23 protein-coding genes are annotated in these 21,943 nt (G+C 64.7%); 11 read left to right on the top strand and 12 right to left on the bottom strand.

Going from position 1 to position 21,943, the window contains the following annotated elements; translation table 11 throughout:
• Window positions 1–160: 160 nt before the first annotated feature.
• The 4 genes from rpoD to KF730_RS08765 are packed head-to-tail and all read right to left on the bottom strand — an operon-like array spanning window position 161 to window position 5,045.
• The gene (gene rpoD / locus KF730_RS08780) at window positions 161–2,185 is read right to left on the bottom strand and encodes an RNA polymerase sigma factor RpoD (protein WP_294093942.1); all 2,025 of its coding nucleotides are present in this window, start codon (window positions 2,183–2,185) and stop codon (window positions 161–163) included.
• Window positions 2,186–2,228: 43 nt separating this feature from the next.
• Window positions 2,229–4,109 (bottom strand): DNA primase, encoded by a 1,881-nt coding sequence (gene dnaG, locus KF730_RS08775; protein ID WP_294093940.1) that lies wholly within the window; start codon window positions 4,107–4,109, stop codon window positions 2,229–2,231.
• Between the two features lies 1 nt (window position 4,110).
• Window positions 4,111–4,593, bottom strand: coding sequence for an endonuclease domain-containing protein (locus KF730_RS08770; protein ID WP_294093938.1), 483 nt, complete (start codon window positions 4,591–4,593; stop codon window positions 4,111–4,113).
• Window positions 4,593–5,045 carry a GatB/YqeY domain-containing protein gene (locus KF730_RS08765; RefSeq protein ID WP_294093936.1) on the bottom strand — a complete coding sequence of 151 codons (453 nt, stop codon included), beginning with the start codon at window positions 5,043–5,045 and terminating at the stop codon, window positions 4,593–4,595. Before KF730_RS08765 ends, KF730_RS08770 begins: the two co-directional genes overlap by 1 nt.
• Window positions 5,046–5,171: 126 nt before the next feature.
• Here KF730_RS08765 and carA point away from each other — a divergent pair, with 126 nt between their 5' ends.
• The 6 genes from carA to KF730_RS08735 all read left to right on the top strand — a co-directional run bounded on the left by carA (window position 5,172) and on the right by KF730_RS08735 (window position 11,779).
• Complete coding sequence (carA, locus tag KF730_RS08760; RefSeq protein WP_294095813.1) at window positions 5,172–6,371, top strand: glutamine-hydrolyzing carbamoyl-phosphate synthase small subunit; 1,200 nt, start codon at window positions 5,172–5,174, stop codon at window positions 6,369–6,371.
• A 1-nt stretch (window position 6,372) separates the two neighbouring features.
• Complete coding sequence (locus tag KF730_RS08755; protein WP_294093935.1) at window positions 6,373–6,789, top strand: hypothetical protein; 417 nt, start codon at window positions 6,373–6,375, stop codon at window positions 6,787–6,789.
• 88 nt (window positions 6,790–6,877) lie between these two features.
• A complete protein-coding gene (locus KF730_RS08750) occupies window positions 6,878–7,258 on the top strand; it encodes a hypothetical protein (RefSeq protein ID WP_294093934.1) in 381 nt (126 codons plus the stop codon).
• Window positions 7,258–10,590, top strand: a complete 3,333-nt coding sequence (gene carB / locus KF730_RS08745) for a carbamoyl-phosphate synthase large subunit (protein ID WP_294093933.1) — start codon at window positions 7,258–7,260, stop codon at window positions 10,588–10,590. Before KF730_RS08750 ends, carB begins: the two co-directional genes overlap by 1 nt.
• Before the next feature lie 78 nt (window positions 10,591–10,668).
• Window positions 10,669–11,145 carry a transcription elongation factor GreA gene (gene greA, locus KF730_RS08740; protein WP_294093932.1) on the top strand — a complete coding sequence of 159 codons (477 nt, stop codon included), beginning with the start codon at window positions 10,669–10,671 and terminating at the stop codon, window positions 11,143–11,145.
• Window positions 11,146–11,149: 4 nt separating this feature from the next.
• A complete protein-coding gene (locus KF730_RS08735; protein WP_294093929.1) occupies window positions 11,150–11,779 on the top strand; it encodes a rhomboid family intramembrane serine protease in 630 nt (209 codons plus the stop codon).
• Here KF730_RS08735 and KF730_RS08730 read toward each other — a convergent pair.
• From KF730_RS08730 to KF730_RS08710, 5 genes are all read right to left on the bottom strand, one after another.
• Entirely contained in the window at window positions 11,776–12,000 is a 225-nt protein-coding gene (locus KF730_RS08730) for a DUF4170 domain-containing protein (RefSeq protein WP_294093927.1), read from the bottom strand. The two genes, KF730_RS08735 and KF730_RS08730, sit on opposite strands and share 4 nt — an antisense overlap.
• A 473-nt stretch (window positions 12,001–12,473) precedes the next feature.
• Window positions 12,474–12,782: a hypothetical protein gene (locus KF730_RS08725; RefSeq protein WP_294093925.1), complete on the bottom strand. Its 309-nt coding sequence runs from the start codon at window positions 12,780–12,782 to the stop codon at window positions 12,474–12,476.
• The gene (locus KF730_RS08720) at window positions 12,779–13,126 is read right to left on the bottom strand and encodes a DUF3618 domain-containing protein (RefSeq protein ID WP_294093924.1); all 348 of its coding nucleotides are present in this window, start codon (window positions 13,124–13,126) and stop codon (window positions 12,779–12,781) included. The genes KF730_RS08725 and KF730_RS08720 overlap by 4 nt, the downstream gene beginning before the upstream one ends.
• A complete protein-coding gene (locus KF730_RS08715; protein ID WP_294093922.1) occupies window positions 13,123–13,479 on the bottom strand; it encodes a phage holin family protein in 357 nt (118 codons plus the stop codon). Before KF730_RS08715 ends, KF730_RS08720 begins: the two co-directional genes overlap by 4 nt.
• A 15-nt stretch (window positions 13,480–13,494) precedes the next feature.
• The gene (locus KF730_RS08710) at window positions 13,495–13,977 is read right to left on the bottom strand and encodes a hypothetical protein (protein WP_294093920.1); all 483 of its coding nucleotides are present in this window, start codon (window positions 13,975–13,977) and stop codon (window positions 13,495–13,497) included.
• A gap of 130 nt (window positions 13,978–14,107) precedes the next feature.
• Here KF730_RS08710 and eno point away from each other — a divergent pair, with 130 nt between their 5' ends.
• The 5 genes from eno (at window position 14,108) to KF730_RS08685 (ending at window position 18,768) form a co-directional block, all read left to right on the top strand.
• The gene (gene eno / locus KF730_RS08705) at window positions 14,108–15,382 is read left to right on the top strand and encodes a phosphopyruvate hydratase (protein WP_294093918.1); all 1,275 of its coding nucleotides are present in this window, start codon (window positions 14,108–14,110) and stop codon (window positions 15,380–15,382) included.
• Between the two features lie 253 nt (window positions 15,383–15,635).
• Window positions 15,636–15,956: a septum formation initiator family protein gene (locus KF730_RS08700; protein WP_294093917.1), complete on the top strand. Its 321-nt coding sequence runs from the start codon at window positions 15,636–15,638 to the stop codon at window positions 15,954–15,956.
• A 112-nt stretch (window positions 15,957–16,068) separates the two neighbouring features.
• Window positions 16,069–17,118 carry a pyruvate dehydrogenase (acetyl-transferring) E1 component subunit alpha gene (pdhA, locus tag KF730_RS08695; RefSeq protein WP_294093915.1) on the top strand — a complete coding sequence of 350 codons (1,050 nt, stop codon included), beginning with the start codon at window positions 16,069–16,071 and terminating at the stop codon, window positions 17,116–17,118.
• Window position 17,119: 1 nt separating this feature from the next.
• Entirely contained in the window at window positions 17,120–18,520 is a 1,401-nt protein-coding gene (locus KF730_RS08690) for a pyruvate dehydrogenase complex E1 component subunit beta (protein ID WP_294093913.1), read from the top strand.
• 62 nt (window positions 18,521–18,582) lie between these two features.
• Entirely contained in the window at window positions 18,583–18,768 is a 186-nt protein-coding gene (locus KF730_RS08685) for a hypothetical protein (RefSeq protein ID WP_294093911.1), read from the top strand.
• Between the two features lie 39 nt (window positions 18,769–18,807).
• On the opposite strand, the gene KF730_RS08680 is transcribed toward KF730_RS08685, so the two are convergent.
• Genes KF730_RS08680 through KF730_RS08670 form a run of 3 tightly spaced genes read right to left on the bottom strand, consistent with a single transcriptional unit; the run spans window position 18,808 to window position 21,919 of the window.
• On the bottom strand, window positions 18,808–19,497 hold the full coding sequence (locus KF730_RS08680; RefSeq protein ID WP_294093909.1) for a TadE family protein: 690 nt from the start codon (window positions 19,495–19,497) through the stop codon (window positions 18,808–18,810).
• Complete coding sequence (locus KF730_RS08675) at window positions 19,494–20,081, bottom strand: TadE/TadG family type IV pilus assembly protein (protein WP_294093907.1); 588 nt, start codon at window positions 20,079–20,081, stop codon at window positions 19,494–19,496. The genes KF730_RS08680 and KF730_RS08675 overlap by 4 nt, the downstream gene beginning before the upstream one ends.
• Window positions 20,078–21,919, bottom strand: coding sequence for a TadE/TadG family type IV pilus assembly protein (locus KF730_RS08670; RefSeq protein ID WP_294093905.1), 1,842 nt, complete (start codon window positions 21,917–21,919; stop codon window positions 20,078–20,080). The genes KF730_RS08675 and KF730_RS08670 overlap by 4 nt, the downstream gene beginning before the upstream one ends.
• Window positions 21,920–21,943: the final 24 nt, after the last annotated feature.

Below are 21,943 nucleotides of genomic sequence, written 5' to 3'. Positions count from 1 at the left end.
ATTCGATGCGAGTGCGCGAGAAGCGATGCCGCGACGCGCAATAGGTTGCGCGGTCCCCGCAGAGGTCGCATGGCCAAGGGAAGGGCGGCTTCCCATGGAGAGGGCAAAAGCGCGGCTCACCCGATAAGAAAAGGCCCCGCCGAAGCGGGGCCTTGGCAACTCACTGGTCGAGGAAAGACCGCATCTTGCGGCTGCGGCTCGGGTGCTTGAGCTTGCGCAGCGCCTTGGCCTCGATCTGGCGGATGCGTTCGCGGGTGACCGAGAACTGCTGGCCGACTTCCTCCAGCGTGTGATCGGTGTTCATGCCGATGCCGAAGCGCATCCGCAGCACGCGTTCCTCGCGCGGGGTCAGTGACGCCAGCACGCGGGTGACCGTCTCCTTGAGGTTCGCCTGGATCGCGGCATCGACCGGGATCACGGCGTTCTTGTCCTCGATGAAGTCGCCGAGGTGCGAATCCTCCTCGTCGCCGATCGGTGTTTCAAGCGAGATCGGCTCCTTGGCGATCTTCATCACCTTGCGGACCTTCTCGAGCGGCATGGAGAGGCGCTCGGCCATTTCCTCGGGTGTCGGCTCGCGGCCCTGCTCGTGCAGGAACTGGCGGCTGGTGCGCACCAGCTTGTTGATCGTCTCGATCATATGGACCGGGATGCGGATCGTGCGCGCCTGGTCGGCGATCGAGCGGGTGATCGCCTGGCGGATCCACCAGGTGGCGTAGGTCGAGAATTTGTAGCCGCGGCGATATTCGAACTTATCGACCGCCTTCATCAGACCGATATTGCCTTCCTGGATCAGGTCCAGGAACTGCAGGCCGCGATTGGTGTATTTCTTGGCGATCGAGATGACGAGGCGGAGATTGGCCTCGACCATCTCCTTCTTGGCGATCCGCGCCTCACGCTCGCCTTTCTGGACCATATTGACGATACGGCGGAACTCGCCGAGCGCCATGCCGGTCGCCTGACTGATCTCGCTGATCTCGATGCGGATGCGATCGACCGCGCCGCCCTCATTCTCGGCGAAGGCGGCCCATTTCTTGTCGAGCTTCTGAACGGTGGCGAGGAAGCTCTCATCCATCTCGTGATCGACATAGCGGTCGAGAAAATCCTTGCGCGGCACCTTGTGGCGCTCGGCGAGGCGCAGCATCTGCCCGCCCAGCGCGGTCAGGCGCCGGTTGAAGCTGTAGAGCTGGTCGACCAGATATTCGATCTTGGCGTTGTGGAACTGGACGCTTTCGACCTCGGCGGTCAGGTCCTCGCGCAGCTTCTGATATTTGCGTTCCTCGCCGGCCGCGAGCTCGCCGCCCGCCGCCATCGCGGTCAGGCGCTGCTCCTGCATCTTCGAGAATTTCTTGTAGATCGACGTGATGTTGGCGAACTTCTCAAGTGCCTGCGGCTTGAGCGTCTCCTCCATCTGGGCGAGGCTGAGGGTGTTGTCTTCCTCTTCGTCGTCCGAGATCCGCGGGGCGCGGCGCTCGGTCATCGAATCCTCGTCCTCTTCCTCCTGGACCTCCTCGACTTCCTCTTCCTCCTTGAAGGAGGTGCCGGCGGTCTTTTCGGAGATTTCGCCCGAATCGTCCTCCTCGGCATTCTCGACCTGCTCGGCCGAGGGCCCCTTGGAGAGCATGGCGTCGAGGTCGAGGATCTCGCGCAGCTGCATCGTGCCTTCGTTGAGCGCGTTCGACCAGCCGATGATGGCGTTGAAGGTGATCGGGCTTTCGCACAGACCGAGGATCATCGTGTCGCGGCCGGCCTCGATGCGCTTGGCGATGGCGATCTCGCCCTCGCGGCTGAGCAGCTCGACCGCGCCCATCTCGCGCAGGTACATGCGCACCGGATCGTCGGTCCGATCGACGGTTTCCTTCTTCTTGACCGGCTCGAAGCCCGAATCGTCGCTCTCCGGCGTGTCATCGGCCTCGTCGGCCTTGTCCTCTTCGCCTTCGCCGTCTTCGCCGGCATCCTCATTCTCGACGACATTGATGCCCATGTCGTTGAGCGCGGACATCACGTCCTCGATCTGCTCCGAGGTCATCTGATCCTGCGGGAGCATCTCGTTGAGCTGGTCGACGGTGATGTAGCCGCGCATCTTGGCGCGCGCGACGAGCTTCTTGAGCGTACCTTCGTTCAGGTCGATCAGGGGCGCGTCACCGGCTTCGCCGCTGTCAGTGACGTCGATATTCGCCTTGGCCATCAAAATCCTCGAAATCAGATGGCGGCTATTTTACTAGGCCGCCCTATTCGTCCAAATTCTCGTCGTCCGCAAGCATCAGATTGGCAAGCCGGGCTTCCAGTTCCTGACGTTGCCGCGAAAGCGCCTGCTGCCGCGCAAAAGCTTCGTCCGTAGTGTCTTCAATCAACGCCGCCGTGGCTTCGGCGAGCGCCGCGTCTACCGCGGGCTGCGCCACCATCACGGCGATGGCCTCGTTCAGATCCTCGCGCGCCTTCGCTTCGTCCACGGTTTTGGGCCGTGTGAAAGAGAAGGGCAGCGTGTCGGCGCGCAACAGGTCACTCGCCACTGAGTCGAAACCGGATTTCGCCAATATGGTGAGGACTTTGCCCTGATCAAGCTGCCGATCCTCCAGCGCGACGTCGATCACCGCTTCGAACAGCTTGCCGAGCGCGCCGCTGGCGTTCCGCAGCGAGCCCAGCACTTCCATGTGCCGCGCGATCTCGGCGGGGTGACGGATCAGGCCGGACAGCACGGCGCGGGCGAGGATCGGATCGAGTCCACCCGCCTGCACCCCGCGTACTGTCGCGGAGGGTGGAGCTTCCGGGGGTATCCAGTTGCCGCGCTTGTCGCGCTTGCCCCGCGCGAAGGAAGGGCCGCGCTGGGCGCTGGGCTGGAAACTGCGCGGGCCGCGTCCGAAATGCGCATCGGTGCGCTCGCGGAACTCGGCGAGATATTCGGCACGGACATTGGGTTCGGCGATGGTATTGGCCAGTTCGCCCAGCCGGCGTTTCAGCCCGGCGCGCTGTTCGGGCGTATCGAGCGGCTCGGCGGCGATCTCGCTCTGCCATAACCGGTCGACCAGCGGTTGCGCCTTGGCGAGCAGCGCCTCGAACGCCGCCGGGCCTTGCGTGCGGACGAGATCGTCGGGGTCCATCCCCTCGGGCAGGGTGACGAAGGCGAGGCTGCGCCCCGGCTGGAGCATCGGCATCGCCCGGTGCGCGGCGCGAAGTGCCGCCTTCTGCCCGGCATTGTCACCATCGAAGCAGAGCAGGGGGGTCTCGACCATCCGCCACAGCCGCTCGAGCTGATGCTCGGTCAGCGCCGTGCCGAGTGGCGCCACCGCCTCGCCAAACCCCGCCTGGGCCAGCGCGATCACGTCCATATAGCCTTCGACGGCGATGATCCGCCCGGATTTACGCGCCGCGGCCTGCGCCCGGTCGAGATTGTAGAGCGTCCGCCCCTTGTCGAAGAGCGGGGTCTCGGGCGAGTTGAGATATTTCGGTTCGCCTTCGCCGATGATGCGCCCGCCGAACGCGATCGTCCGCCCGCGCACGTCACGGATCGGGATCATCAGCCGGCCCCTGAACCGGTCGTACGGCTCCTTGTTGTCGACCGCGATCAGCAATCCGGCCTCGACCAGCATCGGATCGCCAAACGCCTTGAGCGCGTCCTTGAGCTTGCCCCGCGAATCCGGGGCGAACCCCATGCCGAACGCCCGCGCCACTTCCTCGCTGACGCCACGCTTCTTGAGCGCCGCCCGCGCCTCGGCACCCTCGATCCCCTGCAACCGCTCAGCGAACCACCGCGCGGCTTCGTCCATCGCCTCGTGCAGCCCCTTGGCCTGCTGGGCGCGCTCGGCCGAACGACGATCCTGCTCGGGCATCTCCATGCCCGCCGCCTGCGCCAGTTCCTTGACCGCATCGATGAACGGCAGCCCCCGCTGATCGGTCATCCAGCGGATCGCATCGCCATGCGCCGAGCAGCCGAAGCAGTGGTAGAAGCCCTTGTCGTCGTTGACGTAGAAGCTCGGTGTCTTCTCGTTATGGAAAGGACAGCAGGCGCGATATTCCCGCCCGGCCTTTTGCAGCTTCACCGTTTTAGCGATCAGGCCGGACAGATGCGTGCGCGCGCGAAGCTCGTCGAGAAAGGCGGGGGTGAGGGACACTTTACTCCCCCTCCCTTCCAAGGGAGGGGGTCGGGGGGTGGGTGACCCCTCGATTCCATTGACGCACGCCAGGATCACGCGCCCGAGCCACTATCGTCTCAAGTACGCCGTCAATGTTGGTCACGACCTCATGATTGGTAAAACGCACCACCGTATAACCCAGTTGGCCAAGCCCGATATCGCGGTCCCGATCCTTGTCGGCGTTGTGTGTGTCGCCATCGACCTCAACCACCAGACCAATTCGCGCACAACAGAAGTCGACGATGCACGGCTCGATCGTGTGCTGGAATCGGAACTTGAGCCCCTCAAGCTGTGACGCGCGCAGGCGCTGCCACAGCCTCTCCTCCATCGGCGTCGGATTGTGGCGCAGTTCCTTGGCGAATGCCCGCATCCGCTGCTTGCTCTGTGATAACGAAGCACCCACCCCCCGGCCCCCTCCCTTGGAAGGGAGGGGGAGCGCAGAGTCAGGCGCCTCGTCGTTCATCAGCTCAGCGCCGCCTTCACCGCGGCGCTCGCCTTGCTCATATCCAGCTCGGTCGCATGGCGCGCCTTCAGCTCGGCCATGACGCGGCCCATGTCCTTCATGCCGCTCGCGCCGAGATCGGCCTTGATCGCCTCGATCGCCGCCGCGGTTTCCTCGGCGTTCAGCTGCTTCGGCAGGAACCGCTCGATCACCGCCACTTCGGCAGCCTCGGCATCGGCCAGCTCCTGGCGGCCGCCCTTCGTGTACATCTCGATCGATTCGCGGCGCTGCTTGACCATCTTCTGCAGCACCTCGACGACCAGCGCGTCATCCTCCATCGGCTGCGCCTTGGTGCGTTCTTCGATGTCGCGGTTCTTCACCGCCGCCTGGATCAGGCTGATCGCGCCGCGCGCGGCCTTGTCGCCGGCCTTCATCGCTTCGATTTGCGCCGCCTTGATATCGTCTCGGATCATTTTCTCTCTCGATGAATCGGAATTAGCCGCTGATAGACCCGCGAGGCGGTTGACGCCACCGGGCAGGGGGTCTAGCCGCCACCCCTTAGCGACATCGCCGCCACATTTATGGAGCGCCACTTCGAAATGGCCGACGCCAATCCCTATCCCGTGCCTGCAGGAGCGACCGGCGTATTGGTCCTGGCCAGCGGAGACGTGGTGTGGGGCCGCGGCTTCGGCGCAGAGGGGCAGGCGGTCGGCGAGGTGTGCTTCCATACCGCGATGACCGGCTATCAGGAGATCATGACCGACCCGAGCTTCGCGGGCCAGATCATCAACTTCACCTTTCCGCATATCGGCAATGTCGGCGCGAATGCTGACGATGTGGAAGCCGACCAGCCCCACGCGCTCGGCATGATCGTCCGCGAGGATGTGACCGAACCCAGCAATTTCCGCAGCAACCAGCACCTCGATAGCTGGATGAAGCAGCACGCCCGCATCGGCCTGTCGGGCATCGACACCCGCGCGCTGACCCGCCGCATCCGTGCCGGCGGCGCGCCGAACGGCGTCATTGCGCACAGCCCGAGCGGCGAGTTCGATATTCCGATGCTCCTCCAGATGGCCCGCGAATGGCCCGGACTGGAGGGCATGGACCTGGCGATCACCGTCACCACCGAGACCCATTTCGGCTGGGAAGGCGGGGTGTGGCGGCTGGGCTTCGGCTATGGCGGGAAAGGGCGGGAGGATGGCCGCCCGCCCGTCGGCGTAGCCGACAATCGACCTCACGTCGTCGCCATCGATTACGGTTCGAAGAAGAACATCTTCCGCAATCTGGTGCAGGCCGGCGCGAGGGTCACCGTCCTCCCAGCCACCGCGACCTATGAGCAGGCGATGAGCTTCGCACCTGACGGCTTCTTCCTCTCCAACGGCCCCGGCGATCCCGCCGCGACCGCCGAATATGCCGTGCCGGTGATCCGCCAGATGCTGGAGAGCGGCAAGCCGGTGTTCGGCATCTGCCTCGGCCACCAGCTGATTGCGCTGGCGGTGGGGGCTGAGACCAGCAAGATGTTCCAGGGCCATCGCGGCGCCAACCATCCGGTCAAGCGGCTCAGCGATGGCGCCGTCGAGATCACCAGCATGAACCATGGTTTCGCGGTGCTCGGCGAAACGCTCCCCGCCAATGCCCGCGAGACGCATGTGTCGCTGTTCGACGGCAGTAACGCCGGTTTCGAACTGATCGACCGGCCCGCCTTCGCGGTGCAATATCACCCTGAGGCTAGCCCGGGACCGCAGGATAGTCTGTATCTGTTCGAGAAGTTCGTAAGCAATATGCGCAAGGAGAGCTGAGATGCCGTTGGATCTTCCCCCCGCACCGCCCGCGATCATCATGCCGATGCAAAGCGGCCAGGTGATCTTCGTCGAGCGCCAATCCGATCGTTCCCCGCTGGTGCTGCTCGGCATCATCGCCCAAGGCGACGAGACCGAGGTGGCGAAGGTCGACGCGGAGGCCGACAAGCTCAAGATCGAGCATATCCGTATCAGTCCGACCGACGGCGCGGCAGCGGCGAGCATGTACACCTTCCCGCCGGGCGGCTTCCGTTCCGACGAGTTGATGCTGTTCCACAAGGCGCGCGACGGGCAGCTGGGCACGGTGACGGTGCGGGTGATGGTCGCGTCGATGAAGAACGTCCGCAGCGTCCGCAGCCTGCCCGACGATGCCGAAGTGCTGGCCCCCAAGGCGATCCGCGAGCCGAGGCGGCGTTGAGCTTCCGCGGGCTTCTTGCGGATCGGACGGCCAGCCCGGGACCGCAGGACAGCCTGTATCTTTTCGAGCGGTTTGCGGGGATGATGGCTTGAGTCGGGCGTGGCTCAGGCCCTTCGCAGCCGGGGCGGCTGTCGTCTCGATCGCCGCAGTGGGCGGCCGGCTTTATGCCTCCTATCACAAAAAGGCGGATTTGATCGTTCTGCAGTACGTTAAGCCGGTAGGTTTGCATCAGACGCAGCAACCGCCCGATCCGGCTCCACAGTTCGAAAATGCGTCTGGATATGCCGTCTTCGTTGCCAAGAAATGCGGTTTGCAATCGTGGAAGCTGGAGACAAACGGCGTCGCGCATGACGCCGACGACATTGTGCGGTTGGAAGTACGGCTGGCTGGCCTCTCCGACCAGAGCTTTAACTGCCTTGGGACGTTCGTGCAGCCGCCCTTGGTCACTATCGAGCGCAAGAGTAGCTAATGCCCAAACGTACCGACATCTCCTCGATCCTCGTCATCGGCGCGGGGCCGATCGTCATCGGCCAGGCGTGCGAGTTCGATTATTCGGGCACGCAGGCGATCAAGGCGCTCAAGGAAGAGGGGTATCGCATCGTCCTGGTCAATTCGAACCCGGCGACGATCATGACCGATCCCGAGCTGGCCGACGCCACCTATGTCGAGCCGATCACTCCCGCCGTGGTCGCCAAGATCATCGAGAAGGAGCGCCCCGACGCCGTCCTGCCGACGATGGGCGGGCAGACTGCGCTCAACACCGCGCTGGCGCTCGCCAATGACGGCACGCTAGAGAAGTTCGGCTGCATCATGATTGGCGCCGATGCGGAGGCGATCGACAAGGCGGAGGACCGGCTCAAGTTCAAGGATGCGATGACGCGAATCGGTCTCGAATCCGCACGTTCGGCCATCGCCCATAGCGAAGCCGAAGCGCTCGAAGGTCTCGAAAAGGTCGGCCTGCCGGCGATCATCCGCCCCAGCTTCACCATGGGCGGTTCGGGCGGCGGCATCGCCTATAATCGCGAGGAGTTCCTGACCATCGTCCGCAACGGGCTGGACCTGTCGCCGACCACCGAAGTGCTGATCGAGGAATCGCTGCTCGGCTGGAAGGAATATGAGATGGAGGTGGTCCGCGACAAAGCGGACAACGCCATCATCATCTGCTCGATCGAGAATGTCGATGCGATGGGCACGCATACCGGTGACAGCATCACCGTCGCCCCGGCGCTGACGCTGACCGACAAGGAATATCAGATCATGCGCAACGCATCGATCGCGACGCTGCGCGAGATCGGTGTGGAAACAGGCGGGTCGAACGTCCAGTTCGCGGTCAATCCCAGGGATGGCCGCCTCGTCGTCATCGAGATGAATCCGCGCGTCTCGCGCTCCTCGGCGCTGGCCTCGAAGGCGACCGGCTTCCCGATCGCCAAGGTCGCCGCCAAGCTGGCGGTCGGCTACACGCTCGACGAGATCGACAACGACATCACCGGCGCGACGCCCGCGAGCTTTGAGCCGACGATCGATTATGTCGTCACCAAGATCCCGCGCTTCGCCTTCGAAAAGTTCAAGGGTGCGGAAGCGACGCTCGGCACGGCGATGAAGTCGGTCGGCGAAGTCATGGCGATCGGCCGCAACATCCATGAATCGATGCAGAAGGCGCTGCGCGGGCTGGAGACCGGGTTGAGCGGCTTCAACAATGTCGATCGACTCGCCGGCGCTCCCCGCGACCAGATCGAGGCCGAGCTGGCCGTCCGCTCGCCCGATCGCCTGCTGATCGCCGCGCAGGCGCTGCGCGAAGGCTTCACCGTCGCCGAGATCCACGCGCTGACCGCCTATGATCCCTGGTTCCTCGAACGGATCGCCGAGATCGTTTCCGCCGAGGAGGAAGTCTGCCGCAACGGCCTGCCGCAAGATGCCGCGGGCATGCGCCGCCTGAAAGCCATGGGCTTCAGCGACAAAAGGTTGGCGTTCCTCGCGCTCAAGTCGGTCAACATGCGCGCGGGGTCCGAGCAGATGGCGCGCAGCCATGGCCTGATCGGCGAGGTCGCCCGCGCGATGACCGGTGGCGTTACCGAGGCCGATGTCCGCGCGCTGCGCCACAAGCTCGGCGTCCGTCCCGTCTTCAAGCGCATCGACACCTGCGCCGCGGAGTTCGATGCCAGGACGCCGTACATGTACTCGACCTACGAAGCCCCGAGCTTCGGCGAGCCCGAGAATGAATCCGCCCCCAGCGACCGCAAGAAGGTCGTCATCCTCGGCGGCGGGCCGAACCGGATCGGGCAGGGGATCGAGTTCGATTATTGCTGCTGCCATGCCTGCTTCGCGCTGGGCGATGCCGGCTATGAGACGATCATGGTCAATTGCAACCCGGAGACGGTGAGCACCGACTATGACACGTCGGACCGCCTCTATTTCGAGCCGTTGACCGCCGAGGACGTCCTCGAAATCCTGGAAATCGAGAAGTCGAAGGGCGAACTGGCCGGGGTGATCGTCCAGTTCGGCGGCCAGACCCCGCTCAACCTCGCCCAGGCGCTGGCCGATGCCGGCATTCCGATCCTCGGCACCTCGCCTGACGCGATCGATCTCGCCGAGGACCGCGAGCGCTTCGCCGATCTCGTTGCCAAGCTTGGCCTGCGTCAGCCGCTCAACGGCCTCGCCCGCAGCCGCGACGAGGCGGTGGCGGCGGCCGAGCGGATCGGCTTCCCGGTGCTGATGCGCCCCAGCTATGTGCTCGGCGGCCGCGCGATGGAGATCGTCGATACGCTCCAGCAGCTCGACGATTACATCCAGACCGCGGTGCAGGTCTCGGGCGATTCGCCGGTGCTGATCGATCAATATCTGCGCGACGCGGTCGAGGTCGATGTCGATGCGATCTGCGACGGCACCGATGTCGTCGTCGCCGGTGTGCTCCAGCATATCGAGGAAGCGGGGGTCCATTCGGGCGACAGCGCCTGCTCGATCCCGCCCTACAGCCTGCCCGCCGATATCATCGCCGAGATCGAGAAGCAGACCGAGGCGCTGGCCCGTGCCCTCAACGTCGTCGGCCTGATGAACATCCAGTTCGCGGTCAAGGACGGGCTGGTCTACCTCATAGAGGTCAATCCGCGCGCCAGCCGCACCGTGCCGTTCGTCGCCAAGGCGATCGGGGCGCCGGTCGCCAAGATCGCGGCGCGGGTGATGGCGGGCGAGAAGCTCGCCAATCTGCCCAAGATAGACCGCAACATCGATTATATCGCGGTGAAGGAGGCCGTCTTCCCGTTTAACAAATTCCCCGGCGTCGATCCGGTGCTCTCACCGGAAATGAAGAGCACTGGCGAAGTCATGGGGATCGACAGCAATTTCGCGATGGCCTTCGCCAAGGCCCAGCTCGGCGCCGGCACCGTGCTGCCCGAAAGCGGCTGCCTGTTCGTCAGCGTCAAGGATACCGACAAGCCGGTGATCCTGCCCGGCGTCAAGCTGATGGCGGAGATGGGCTTCACCATCATCGCCACCGCCGGCACCGCCGAATATCTGCGCGAGCATGGCCTTGCGGTCCGCGACGTCAACAAGGTGGCGCAGGGCCGCCCGCACATCGTCGACCGCATCGTCGATGGGGACGTGGCGATCATCTTCAACACCACCGAAGGCTGGCAGAGTCTCAAGGACAGCTCGGATATCCGCCGCTCGGCGCTGGGACTGAAGATTCCCTATTTCACCACGGCGCAGGCCAGCGTCGCCGCGGCGCGGGCAATTCAGGCGCTTTTGGGGCAAAGCCTTGCAGTCCGGCCCCTCCAGTCCTATTATTCGCAGCCGCACAATTGATCTTCCCCCAATCGATGGAAGTGCGCGGGCGTTCCGAACGTGGGACGCTTGGGTCTGGGATATTGAAGGACGTAGGTGATGGCGACGGTCGACAAGATGCCGATGCTCAAAGAGGGCTATGAGAAGCTCCAGGCGGAGCTGAAACGTCTCAAGACCGAGCGGCCGCTGATTGTCGACGCGATCGAGGAAGCGCGCGCGCATGGCGACCTTTCCGAAAACGCCGAATATCATGCCGCCAAGGAGCAGCAGGGCCAGAACGAGGCGACGATCGCCGATATCGAGGGCAAGCTCAGCCGTGCCCAGATCATCGAGCCGAGCGAGCTTTCGGGCGACAAGGTCGTGTTCGGCGCCACCGTCACGCTCCTCGACGAGGACGACAAGCCGCTGCGCTACCAGATCGTCGGCGAGACCGAGGCGGATGCCAGCAAGGGCCGCATCTCGTATAATTCGCCGATCGGCCGCGCGCTGATCGGGCGCAAGGCCGATGAAGAGGTCGAAGTCTCGGTTCCGGCCGGCGACCGCTATTATCTGGTCTCGAAGATCGAGTTCATCTGACGCGATGGACCTTCCGCGCGGAAGATTCACCGATGCGCTGATCGCCCTGCTGGCGTTCGCGGCGATCTTCTCGGCGCTGGCCTTTGGGCTGCCGCGGGCGGCGCTGGCCTTCGGCTTCATCCCCGCGGAATTCGCCGCCGGCGCCTGGCAGACCGACCCGCTGCGCTCTTGGCTGTCGCCGCTCGCCTCGGCGTTCCTGCCCTATGACGTGGTCTCGGCGGTGTTCAATGGCGTGCTGCTGCTGATCACGGGGCGCTTCGTCGAGAAATCGATCGGGCCGGCCGGCCTCGGCATCTTGTTCGTCGCCGGCGCCTATGGCGGTGCGCTGGCGCGGCTGGCGCTGACCTTCTCCTCGCCCATGCCCAGCAGCGGCTGCGCGCCGTCGCTGTTCGCGATGATCGGTGCCTATATGACGCTGTACGGGGTGCCGCGCGGCCTGCCGGTGCCGCAGAACCTCAGCCGCTGGGCGCAGATCGGCGTGCTCGCCTTTTTCTGGCTGGTCGTGCAGGCGCTGTTCGCGGTCGCCGCGCAGAGCTTCGAGGTCTCGGTGACGATCGTCGATCCGATCGGCGGGCTGATTGTCGGTATGCTGCTCGCCCGCCCGCTGCTCGCCCTGCGCTGGCGCAAAGCCTAGCTGGACTGGCCGGTCTCGGGATCGAGCAGCCGGTGCAGATGCACCACCACATAGCGCATTTCGGCATCGTCGACGGTACGCTGCGCCGCGCCGCGCCACGCCTTTTCGGCGGCGGCATAGTCGGGGAAGATGCCGACCACGTCGAGGCTGGCGGGATCCTTGAAATCGAGCGTCTGGGGATCGGTCACGCGACCGCCGAAGACGAGATGCAATTTGCTCAAATGAGCCTCCTGGGGAAGAGCGTTCGGCGCAGGCCTTTAGGGTTGGTATCAGCCCACGGCAATGGCCGTGATCGTTCAGCAGGCTCCGCTGGCAATGAAGGTTGCGCAGTCGCGTAGCGGTGCTACGCGCAAGCAGCGTGACGCTGTCCAACGGAACCTGCTGAACGACCGCTTCGCGGCGGGCGTATTTTGCCGCACAGCGGCGTCACGTCGTCGGTCACGATGGATGCCCATCGCTTCCTCCTAGTTCCTACCTGTGCGGCAAAATACGCTCCGTCACGGCCGTTGCCGTGGGCTGATACCAACCCTCACGGTCGCGGCTTAACGCTCAACCCCTAATCAGGCATATTATATGGTTCGGTTCCCCGGCGAAGGCCGGGGCCCAGGTGCAATGCTAAAGTTGCAGAGCGCACGCATCGTTACGGCGACCGTACCAACCGGACCCCGGCCTTCGCCGGGGACCGTATGCCGATTTACGCCTTCTCGGCGGCGGCGCCCCTGGCGGCGTCGATGACATTGCCGAACAGGGCGCCGATCTTGTCCTTGGCGGTGTCGCGGTCAGGCAGCAGCGCTTCGATCTCGCTGCGCCCGGTTTCTTTCGCGGCGCCGATCGCCGCGGTGGCGCGGTCGGCGAGCTTCTGGCCCATCGGATCGAGCAGCTCGCGCTCCTTGTCGATGCGCGGCAGCAGCATCCCGATCACCACGCCGAGGGCGACGCCGCCGGCGACCAGAGCGATCGGGTTGACGCTGTCGTCTGCGGGCTTGCGGGTGGCGGTGGTCATTTGGCGGATCCTTTCTTCGCGGGCCGTCTGGCCTTTTCCTTCGAACTCCTGTTCGCGTCGGGAGTTTCATGACGCCCGCGAACAATATCGCCGATCCAGCCGCGCGCCATGATCAGCCCGATCATGCCGGCGAAGCCCGCGGTGGCGAGCGGGCGGCTGCGGACCGCCTCGGCGCCCTTGCGGGCGATGCTGCCGACGCCGTGGGCGGCGCTTTCGATGGCGTCCTGCGCGAGATGCGAGGGCTTGAGTCGATCCTGCACTTGCGCCAGCGTCCCGAACAGGCGGTTGCGGGCGGCATCGACCTGTTCCTGCGCGGCGATGACGTCGTGCGGGTTCGCGCTCATGGCTTTTCCCCGACGATACGCTTGACCTGCACCCAGGCGAGGCGGGCCATCACCCCGGCGATCGCGCTGATCGCGACGACCACGAGCAGCGTCGCCCAGCCGGGCCCGACATATTGCGCCAGGGTCATGACCAGCCCGACGGTGAGCGCGACCATCGCCGCCGAGAGCAGCCCGAGCGAGACCGCGCCCATCCACAAGGCCGCCCGCGCGTCGCGCAGCTTGGCGCGGGCCAGCGTCCGGTAATAGCCGAGTTCGGCCTGGGCATAGCCCTTGCCGTCCTCGACCAGCCGGCCGAGCAGATCGCCCAGCGCCTGGTCCTTCGCGCCTTCCTCGTCAGGATGCGGCTCGCTCACCCCCGGTCGGGCCCCTTACGCCTTGGGGGCGGGGTCGCCGGCATCGGCGGTGGCGTCGATGCCCGATTTGATCAGGCGGGCGATGACGAAGCCGATCGCGGCGGCGGCGCCGACGGCGATCACCGGGCTCTTCTTCACGAAGGCGGTGGCATCGGCGACGAGATCGTCGACTTCCTTGCCGCGCAGGCTCTCCGAGAAATTCGAGATGCCCTGCGCCGCCGATCGGGCATATTGGCCATATTGCTCGCCCAGCCGGGCGTCGACGTCGCTCGCCGCGCCTTCGAACATCTTGGCGACCTCATCCAGCGCGCCGGTCGCGCGTTCCTTGCCTTCGCCGGCAAAGGCACGGGCGCGGTCGGCGGCTTCGCTGCCGAGCTTGCCGGCGGCATCGCGGATCTGCTCCGCCGGATTAGGCTTCGCCGAAGCCGTGCCGGCCGCTGCCGGCTCCTCGGTCAGCGTCTCGTTCACCGTCGGGCCACTCTTCGTTTGGTCAACCATGCTGAAAATCCTCCATGTCTTGCCCGAAACAACCACGGCCTCGTTTGCTGGTTCCATAAACTAGCCAATAGGGGCGCGAGCGGTTAGAGGCCCGCGCAATCCTTCATGCCATACGTAGGGAGCCCGTTACGTGACCGCAATCATCGACATCCACGCCCGCCAGATTCTCGACAGCCGCGGCAACCCCACGGTCGAGGTGGACGTGATGCTCGAAGATGGCAGCTTCGGCCGCGCCGCGGTGCCCTCGGGCGCGTCGACCGGCGCGCATGAGGCGGTCGAGAAGCGTGACGGCGATCCGTCGCGCTGGCTCGGCAAGGGCGTCGAAGCAGCGGTCAACGCCGTCAATTCGGAGATCGCCGAGGAAGTGCTCGGGCTCGATGCCGAGGACCAGAAGGATCTCGATCGGGCGATGATCGAGCTCGACGGCACCGAGAATAAGGGCCGCCTCGGCGCCAACGCCATTCTCGGCGTCAGCCTCGCCGCCGCCAAGGCCGCCGCCGATGCCCGCGGCCTGCCGCTCTATCGCTATGTCGGCGGCGTCAACGCCCACGTCCTGCCGGTGCCGATGATGAACATCATCAATGGCGGCGAGCATGCCGACAATCCGATCGACTTCCAGGAATTCATGATCGTGCCGGTCGGCGCCGACAATATCGTCGAGGCGGTGCGCTGCGGTTCGGAGATTTTCCACACGCTCAAGAAGAAGCTCCACGAAAAGGGCCTCGCCACCGGCGTCGGCGATGAGGGCGGCTTCGCGCCCAATCTCAGCTCGACCACCGACGCGCTCGACTTCATCATGCGCAGCATCGAGGCTGCCGGCTACAAGCCCGGCGACGACGTCATGCTCGCGCTCGATTGCGCCGCGACCGAATATTATCGTGACGGCGCGTACAGGATGGTGGGGGAGGGCAAGACCTTCTCCAGCGCCGAGAATGTCGAGTTCCTCGCCGGCCTGTGCGGCAAATATCCGATCTTCTCGATCGAGGACGGCATGGCGGAGGACGATTGGGATGGGTGGAAGGCGCTGACCGACAAGCTCGGCGACAAGGTCCAGCTCGTCGGCGACGATCTGTTCGTCACCAACCCCAGGCGTCTCCAGCGCGGCATCGACGGCGGCTTCGCCAATTCGCTGCTGGTCAAGGTCAACCAGATCGGCACGCTGACCGAGACGCTGGAGGCGGTCTCGCTGGCGCAGCGCTCGTCCTACACCGCGGTGATGTCGCACCGCTCGGGCGAGACCGAGGATGCGACCATCGCCGATCTCGCCGTCGCGACGAACTGCGGGCAGATCAAGACCGGCTCGCTGGCCCGCTCGGACCGGCTCGCCAAGTACAACCAGCTCATCCGCATCGAGGAAGAGCTGGGGGACGCGGCGGTCTATGCGGGGCGGTCGGTTCTGAAGTAATCGCGTCCCTTCACCACGTAATCGTCATCCCGGCGAAAGCCGGGATCCAGCGTGTGTCCCGTTACCTGGCCTCGCTGCGACTGCCGGACTAAAATCATGCGTTCGCCTGCATTGCTCTGGATGTACCTACGGCCCTGGATCCCGGCTTTCGCCGGGATGACGGCTGGATGCAGTGAGCGAAAATCGCCCTTCACCACGCATTCAGGCACACTACGGCCTTGCCTAACGAACAAGGTTAAGCAAGAATCACTATATGTCGCGTACCGCTTCTCCGATTCAGACCTTGCTCCGCCGCGCCGGGCTTCCCGCCGCCGCGCTGATCGCGATGGGCTTTTTCGGCTATAACGCCGTGCTCGGCCCGACCGGCGTCGTCGCCGCCAAGGAGTTCAAGACCGAGCTCCAGCAGGAGCAGCTCAAATATGCCGCGCTCGACAAGAAGCGCGCCGAGCTCAAGAACCGCGTCGATCTGCTCGATGCGAAGCGCGGCGCCGATCCCGATCTCGTCGACGAGCTTGCGCGCAAGCAGCTCAACGTCGTTCGCCCCGACGAAGTGATTATCCCGCTCAAGAAATAAGCCGCGCGCGATGATTTGAACGGCGCAGCGCCGCGCGCGTTGACGTTGCGTCCGGACCTGTAACGAGCTTATAGGCCCGGGCATCACCTCCCCGGGATAGGATTTCCTGATCGTGGCAAAAACGCCGGCGAAGAAAGCAACGACCGAACCCGCCAAGAGCAATCGCGAGCGCCCTAGCGAGCCGCAGCGGTACAAGGCTTCCAAGGAGGAGCTGCTCGACTTCTACAAGCAGATGCTGCTGATCCGCCGCTTCGAGGAGAAGGCCGGCCAGCTTTACGGCCTCGGTTTCATCGGCGGCTTCTGCCACCTCTATATCGGCCAGGAAGCGGTCGCGGTCGGTCTCCAGTCGGGCCTCGATGGCGACAAGGATTCGGTGATCACCGGCTATCGCGATCATGGTCACATGCTGGCCTATGGCATCGATCCCAAGGTGATCATGGCCGAGCTGACCGGGCGCGGCGCGGGCATTTCGCGCGGCAAGGGCGGCTCGATGCACATGTTCTCGACCGAGAAGAAGTTCTATGGCGGCCACGGCATCGTCGGCGCCCAGGTCTCGCTCGGCACCGGCCTCGCCTTCGCGCACAAATATCGCGAGGATGGCGGCGTCGCGATGGCCTATTTCGGCGACGGCGCGTCGAACCAGGGCCAGGTCTATGAGAGCTTCAACATGGCCGAGCTGTGGAAGCTCCCGATCATCTATGTGATCGAGAACAATCAATATGCGATGGGCACCAGCGTCAATCGCTCCTCGTCCGAGGATCAGCTCTACAAGCGCGGCGAGAGTTTCCGCATCCCCGGCATCCAGGTCGACGGCATGGACGTGCTGGCCTGCCGTGGCGCTGCCGAGGAGGCGCTGGCCTGGGTCCGCGCCGGCAAGGGCCCGATCATCCTCGAGATGAAGACCTATCGCTATCGCGGCCACTCGATGTCGGACCCCGCCAAATATCGCAGCCGCGAAGAGGTCCAGTCGGTCCGCGACAAGTCGGACCCGATCGAGGCGGTCAAGCGCGAGCTCGAGGCGCTCGGCGTCAAGGAGGACGATCTCAAGCCGCTTGAGCAGGAGATCCGCAAGATCGTCAACGAAAGCGCGGATTTCGCGGAATCGACGCCGGAGCCCGATCCGGCCGAATTGTATACCGACGTGCTGGTGGAGTCGTACTGAGATGGCGATCGAACTGAAGATGCCGGCGCTGTCGCCCACGATGGAAGAGGGCACGCTCGCCAAGTGGCTCGTCAAGGAAGGCGACACGGTCAAGTCGGGCGACATCCTCGCCGAGATCGAGACCGACAAGGCGACGATGGAATTCGAATCGATCGACGAGGGCACGATCACCAAGATCCTCGTCGCCGAGGGCACCGATAATGTGAAGGTCGGCACCGTGATCGCGACGATCGCCGGCGAGGGCGAAGACGCTTCGACCCCGGCGCCCGCTGCCGAGGCTCCGAAGGCCGAGGCACCCAGGGAGGCCGAGCCCGCCGCCGGCGAGGATGGCGGCCCGAAAAAGGCTGAGAGCGGCACCCAGCAGCTCGCCAGCAGCAAGGCGGCGACGGTTTCCGATCCGGCGATCCCGGAAGGCACCGAGATGGTCAAGACGACCGTCCGCGAGGCGCTTCGCGACGCGATGGCCGAGGAAATGCGCGCCGACGACCGCATCTTCGTGATGGGTGAGGAAGTCGCCGAATATCAGGGCGCGTACAAGGTCACCCAGGGGCTGCTCGACGAGTTCGGCGCCAAACGCGTCATCGACACGCCGATCACCGAATATGGCTTTGCCGGCATCGGCACCGGTGCGGCGATGGGCGGGCTGCGTCCGATCGTCGAGTTCATGACCTTCAACTTCGCGATGCAGGCGATCGATCACATCATCAATTCGGCCGCGAAGACCAATTACATGTCGGGCGGCCAGATGCGCTGCCCGATCGTGTTCCGCGGCCCGAACGGTGCGGCGTCGCGCGTCGGCGCGCAGCATTCGCAGAATTACGGCCCCTGGTACGCCAGCGTCCCCGGCCTGATCGTCATCGCGCCCTATGACGCGGCCGACGCCAAGGGGCTGCTCAAGGCCGCGATCCGCAGCGAAGACCCGGTCGTCTTCCTAGAGAACGAGCTGCTCTACGGCCGCAGCTTCGACGTGCCCAAGCTCGACGATCATGTCCTGCCGATCGGCAAGGCCCGCATCGTCCGCGCCGGCAAGGACGTGACCCTGGTCAGCTATTCGATCGGCGTCGGCGTCAGCCTCGAAGCCGCCGAGACGCTGGCGGGCGAGGGTATCGACTGCGAAGTCATCGACCTGCGCACGCTGCGCCCGCTGGATACCGCGACCGTGCTGGAGAGCCTCAAGAAGACCAACCGCGTCGTCGTGGTCGAGGAAGGCTGGCCGACCTGCTCGATCGCCAGCGAGATCGCCGCGGTGGTGATGGAGCAGGGCTTCGATGATCTCGACGCCCCGGTGCTGCGCGTGACGGACGAGGATGTGCCGCTGCCCTATGCCGCCAATCTCGAAAAGCTGGCGCTGATCGATGCGGCCAAGGTCGTCGCGACGGTCAAGAAGGTGACGTACCGCTAGCGCAACGGAACTCCTTGCGGCGCTCGCAGGTTAGGCGTGCTTGGCAACAGGGAGTGACTTGGATGTCGGATGAAAAGGTTACGGTCGTCGATGCCGGCGGCGGTGGCGGTGCGGGCACCGCGATTGCGGTGATCGTCGGGATCGTGGCGATCCTCGCGATCCTCTACGTGCTGTTCGGGACCAGCCTGATGAGCGGCGAGACCAAGAAGATCGACGCCGACGTCAAGATCGAGACGCCCGGCAAGTGAGCGGCGGGGGCGGTCCGGAAACGGGCCGCCTCTCTCACATCACGCGTTGTACAAATTGCAGGTCGATCGCGTCGCCGCTGGCGTCGGGTTATAGATCTGCGCGAAATCGCGATTGTCGCGGACGATGAACGAGGCGATGTAGTGGAGCCGCTGCGGCGAGGCGAACCAGCCATTGCCGACCAGTGGCGTGTACAGATAATTCACCTCCACGAACATCACGCCCGATCCGTTGGGTGCATTCACCATCGCCCCGGCATCGCCCATGCCGCTGGCGGCAAGCGTGCCGGCATCCGAGCTGTTGGTGGTCGTGCCGGCGGTGGTTGTGGTCGTGCCGTAGCTGGAATCATATCCGGCCCCGCTCTTCCTGCCCATGCAGCGCTGCCAATGGATGCGCTGGGTCCCGCCGACATTTTCCAGGCTCGACAGGATCACCCGCCCGTTTTCGGTCAGATTGATGCTTTGTCCGTGGAGCCGCGTCGCCTGCAGCACGTCATTGATATCCGCCTCGCGCAATTGCACCGTCGCCTGGCCGCTATAGAGGCCGACGCGCGAGGCGTTGTCCGCCAGTTCCAGCGCCAGCTGGCTCAGCCGCTGGTTGGTGATGGCGAGGTTGGTCAGCTCAACGCCCCATAGCCCCGCGGTCAGGAACAGCGGCAGGCCGAGCGCGAATTCGAGCAGCGCCGTGCCCGACCTGTCATCCCGCAGGCGGCGCAGGAAGCGTTTCATCATGAGCATCGCGTCACCACGGTCGGGATTGCCTGCGTAGCGTAGGGCTGGTTCTTGAGCAGGGTCTTGGCCGAGATCGTCTCGGTCGAGGACCAGCCGAGCAGCGCGCCCAGCGGGAACATCCGCGGATAGGTGGCGGTGACGGTGTAGAGCGTCACGTCGTTGGCGCCGCCCTGTCCGGTCTTGCCGGGATCCGCATCCCACATGCCGTTGCCGTTGACATCGTCATAGCATTCGTTGGGGTCGCGGATGCCGTTGCCGTTGGTATCGGTGAAGCGCTCGGCCTTGATGTTGCCGAACGTCGAATAGCTCCTGCGATCGAACGTCACCGAAGCGCGGTTGGCGACCTGCTTTACCGCCGCCGTCACCTTGGCGTCGATCTCGGTGGCGGTTGCGCCCTCGATGCCCGAATCGCGGCCGGCCTTCTGGATCGCTCCCTCCAGCACCGCGCGGGTATAGGCCTGGAATGACAGGTCCATCAGTCCCATCAGCGTCACCATCAGCACCGGCGCGAGGATCGCGAACTCGGTGACGGCCACGCCGCGCCGATCGCGCAACAGCCGCGTGAAACGCGCCCGGAGCGTCACTTCGAAATCCGCAGCATGGCGACGCGCGAGGCGATCGTCTGGAACGCGTTGTTCAGCGCGGTGTCGCTCGCGGCGGTAAAGGCGTTGCCCGAGCTCGACGCGCATTGCTGCAGTTCGGAGGTCAGTCCCTGCCCGAACGCGATGACCCACACGGTGATGTTGCGGTTCTTGGCCGCTTCGCACTCCGCCAGGAAGCGCGCATTGTGCCGGTCGGTCTGGGTCGAAGGGCTGTTGCCCGTCACGCGCTTGTCGTAGCGTTCATAGCCGTACATGCCATAGATATCGAGGTTCGGCGCCATTTCGCCGTCGGTCATGAACACGAGGTGGCGGATCGGGGTCTTGCGCCCTGGCCAGGCGGCGGTATCCGCCGCGAAGGGGCCGGTCGGCGACAGGAAGCGGGTGCCCCAGATCATGCCGGTGTCGTGATAGGTGCCGCCCATCGGACGGAAATCGGGATCGTTGAGGAAGTTCGAAATATCATTGCGGGTCATGACGCCCAGCCGCCGTGCCTCCTTGCCGCAACTCACATAACCCAGGTTCGACTTGCCGGCGATGCTCTCATAGGCGTTGCTGGTTTCAGCGGTCGTGCTGATAACATCGATCGGTCCGGTCCGGTTGTTCCTCTCATAGATCAGGTCCTGCCACATCGGGCGCCATTTGGTCGCGTCGTCGGTGGCGGCGAGGTCCGGGTCGAGATCATAGGGCAGCGAGCTCTGGCTGAAGGACGAAGAGGCCGTGGTGTCTCGCTCCTCGATGCAGCCCTGCCACTTGCTGGTCGAACCGCCCGGCGTGCTCGGATCGTTCACCCAGCCGCCCAGCACGAACTGCGAGACGTCGACCGGCAGGCTGCCGAAGCGGTAATATAGCTGATAGGTCTGGCTGGTGACGACGCAGGTGCCGTTGTTGGATGAGGTCCAGCTCTTGACCGTCTTGACGGTATACTGGCCCCAGCTGTTGTAGCCGCTTTCCGGCGTGCGCCCGGCCTTGGCGTTGCAATTCGCCTGATTCGTCCAGGTGGTGGACGCATCCGTCGCCGATCCGGACGTCTTGTCGATGGGGACGCGCGTCGAATAATTATAGGTGCCGTTGAGGATGTAGCTGCTCGGGATGATCTTCCCGACATTCACCGTCGAGGTGTAGGGAACGAAGCCGTAACGGATCTTGGTCGTCGAATCGGCCGACGCCGCCAGCGTATCGTAGAAATTGAGCACCGCGGTGCGCAGCGCCTTGATGCGGGCATTGCTCTTCTCGGCGGTGTAATAGCCGGTAGTGCCGTCGCTACGGGTGTATGACGATACGGACTGGCCGCTCATGTTCGTATCGGTGGCGGCATAGGCCATCGAGCCCGTGGTATCGAGCACGAACATGATATCGACATCGGCCACGTCGTAACGCGCCTCGCACGTGACCGACACGGTGCTGGCGCCAAAGCCCATCATCGACGTCAGCGTCATCGGCACCGTCACGTTCGCCGCGCCGGCGACCTGATTGTCCGCTGTCTTGCTCGGCGTGAAGCTGACGGTCGAGGAGGCGAACAGGCCCGCCTTGAAATTATTGTTGAAGAAGTTCCGCGCCTGGGTGGTCGCGTTGGCGTCGAGCGTGGTCGATCCGCTGGTGGCCATGAATTTGCGCCCGGCGAGCACACCGGCGTCGCAGGCCTGTTGCAAACGCACCTTGACCACGTAGAGACGCGCGGTGTCCACCGCCGAACCGACAATGCCCATCAGCGGAATCAGCGCCACCGCGATCATCGCCAGCGTATTGCCGCGCTGGTCACGCGCCAACCGGTTGAGAAACCCGCGCGCGCCCTGTTTTTTGCGATGCGCCGATGCAGACATCCGAAACCCTCTTCCCCGATCGGG

Source organism: Sphingomonas sp. (assembly GCF_019635515.1).
In the GTDB taxonomy this organism is placed as follows: Bacteria; Pseudomonadota; Alphaproteobacteria; order Sphingomonadales; family Sphingomonadaceae; genus Sphingomonas.
Note: the sequence above shows the minus strand (reverse complement) of the source record. Positions and strands in the feature narration are given on the sequence as shown.

What these genes read in the sequence shown, in the direction of transcription:
- rpoD (WP_294093942.1), bottom strand. Translation starts at nt 2,185, where the DNA reads ATGGCCAAGGCGAATATCGACGTCACTGACAGCGGCGAAGCCGGTGAC.
- KF730_RS08770 (WP_294093938.1), bottom strand. Translation starts at nt 4,593, where the DNA reads ATGAACGACGAGGCGCCTGACTCTGCGCTCCCCCTCCCTTCCAAGGGA.
- KF730_RS08765 (WP_294093936.1), bottom strand. Translation starts at nt 5,045, where the DNA reads ATGATCCGAGACGATATCAAGGCGGCGCAAATCGAAGCGATGAAGGCC.
- carA (WP_294095813.1), top strand. Translation starts at nt 5,172, where the DNA reads ATGGCCGACGCCAATCCCTATCCCGTGCCTGCAGGAGCGACCGGCGTA.
- KF730_RS08755 (WP_294093935.1), top strand. Translation starts at nt 6,373, where the DNA reads ATGCCGTTGGATCTTCCCCCCGCACCGCCCGCGATCATCATGCCGATG.
- carB (WP_294093933.1), top strand. Translation starts at nt 7,258, where the DNA reads ATGCCCAAACGTACCGACATCTCCTCGATCCTCGTCATCGGCGCGGGG.
- greA (WP_294093932.1), top strand. Translation starts at nt 10,669, where the DNA reads ATGGCGACGGTCGACAAGATGCCGATGCTCAAAGAGGGCTATGAGAAG.
- KF730_RS08735 (WP_294093929.1), top strand. Translation starts at nt 11,150, where the DNA reads ATGGACCTTCCGCGCGGAAGATTCACCGATGCGCTGATCGCCCTGCTG.
- KF730_RS08725 (WP_294093925.1), bottom strand. Translation starts at nt 12,782, where the DNA reads ATGACCACCGCCACCCGCAAGCCCGCAGACGACAGCGTCAACCCGATC.
- KF730_RS08720 (WP_294093924.1), bottom strand. Translation starts at nt 13,126, where the DNA reads ATGAGCGCGAACCCGCACGACGTCATCGCCGCGCAGGAACAGGTCGAT.
- KF730_RS08710 (WP_294093920.1), bottom strand. Translation starts at nt 13,977, where the DNA reads ATGGTTGACCAAACGAAGAGTGGCCCGACGGTGAACGAGACGCTGACC.
- KF730_RS08700 (WP_294093917.1), top strand. Translation starts at nt 15,636, where the DNA reads ATGTCGCGTACCGCTTCTCCGATTCAGACCTTGCTCCGCCGCGCCGGG.
- KF730_RS08690 (WP_294093913.1), top strand. Translation starts at nt 17,120, where the DNA reads ATGGCGATCGAACTGAAGATGCCGGCGCTGTCGCCCACGATGGAAGAG.
- KF730_RS08685 (WP_294093911.1), top strand. Translation starts at nt 18,583, where the DNA reads ATGTCGGATGAAAAGGTTACGGTCGTCGATGCCGGCGGCGGTGGCGGT.
- KF730_RS08680 (WP_294093909.1), bottom strand. Translation starts at nt 19,497, where the DNA reads ATGATGAAACGCTTCCTGCGCCGCCTGCGGGATGACAGGTCGGGCACG.
- KF730_RS08670 (WP_294093905.1), bottom strand. Translation starts at nt 21,919, where the DNA reads ATGTCTGCATCGGCGCATCGCAAAAAACAGGGCGCGCGCGGGTTTCTC.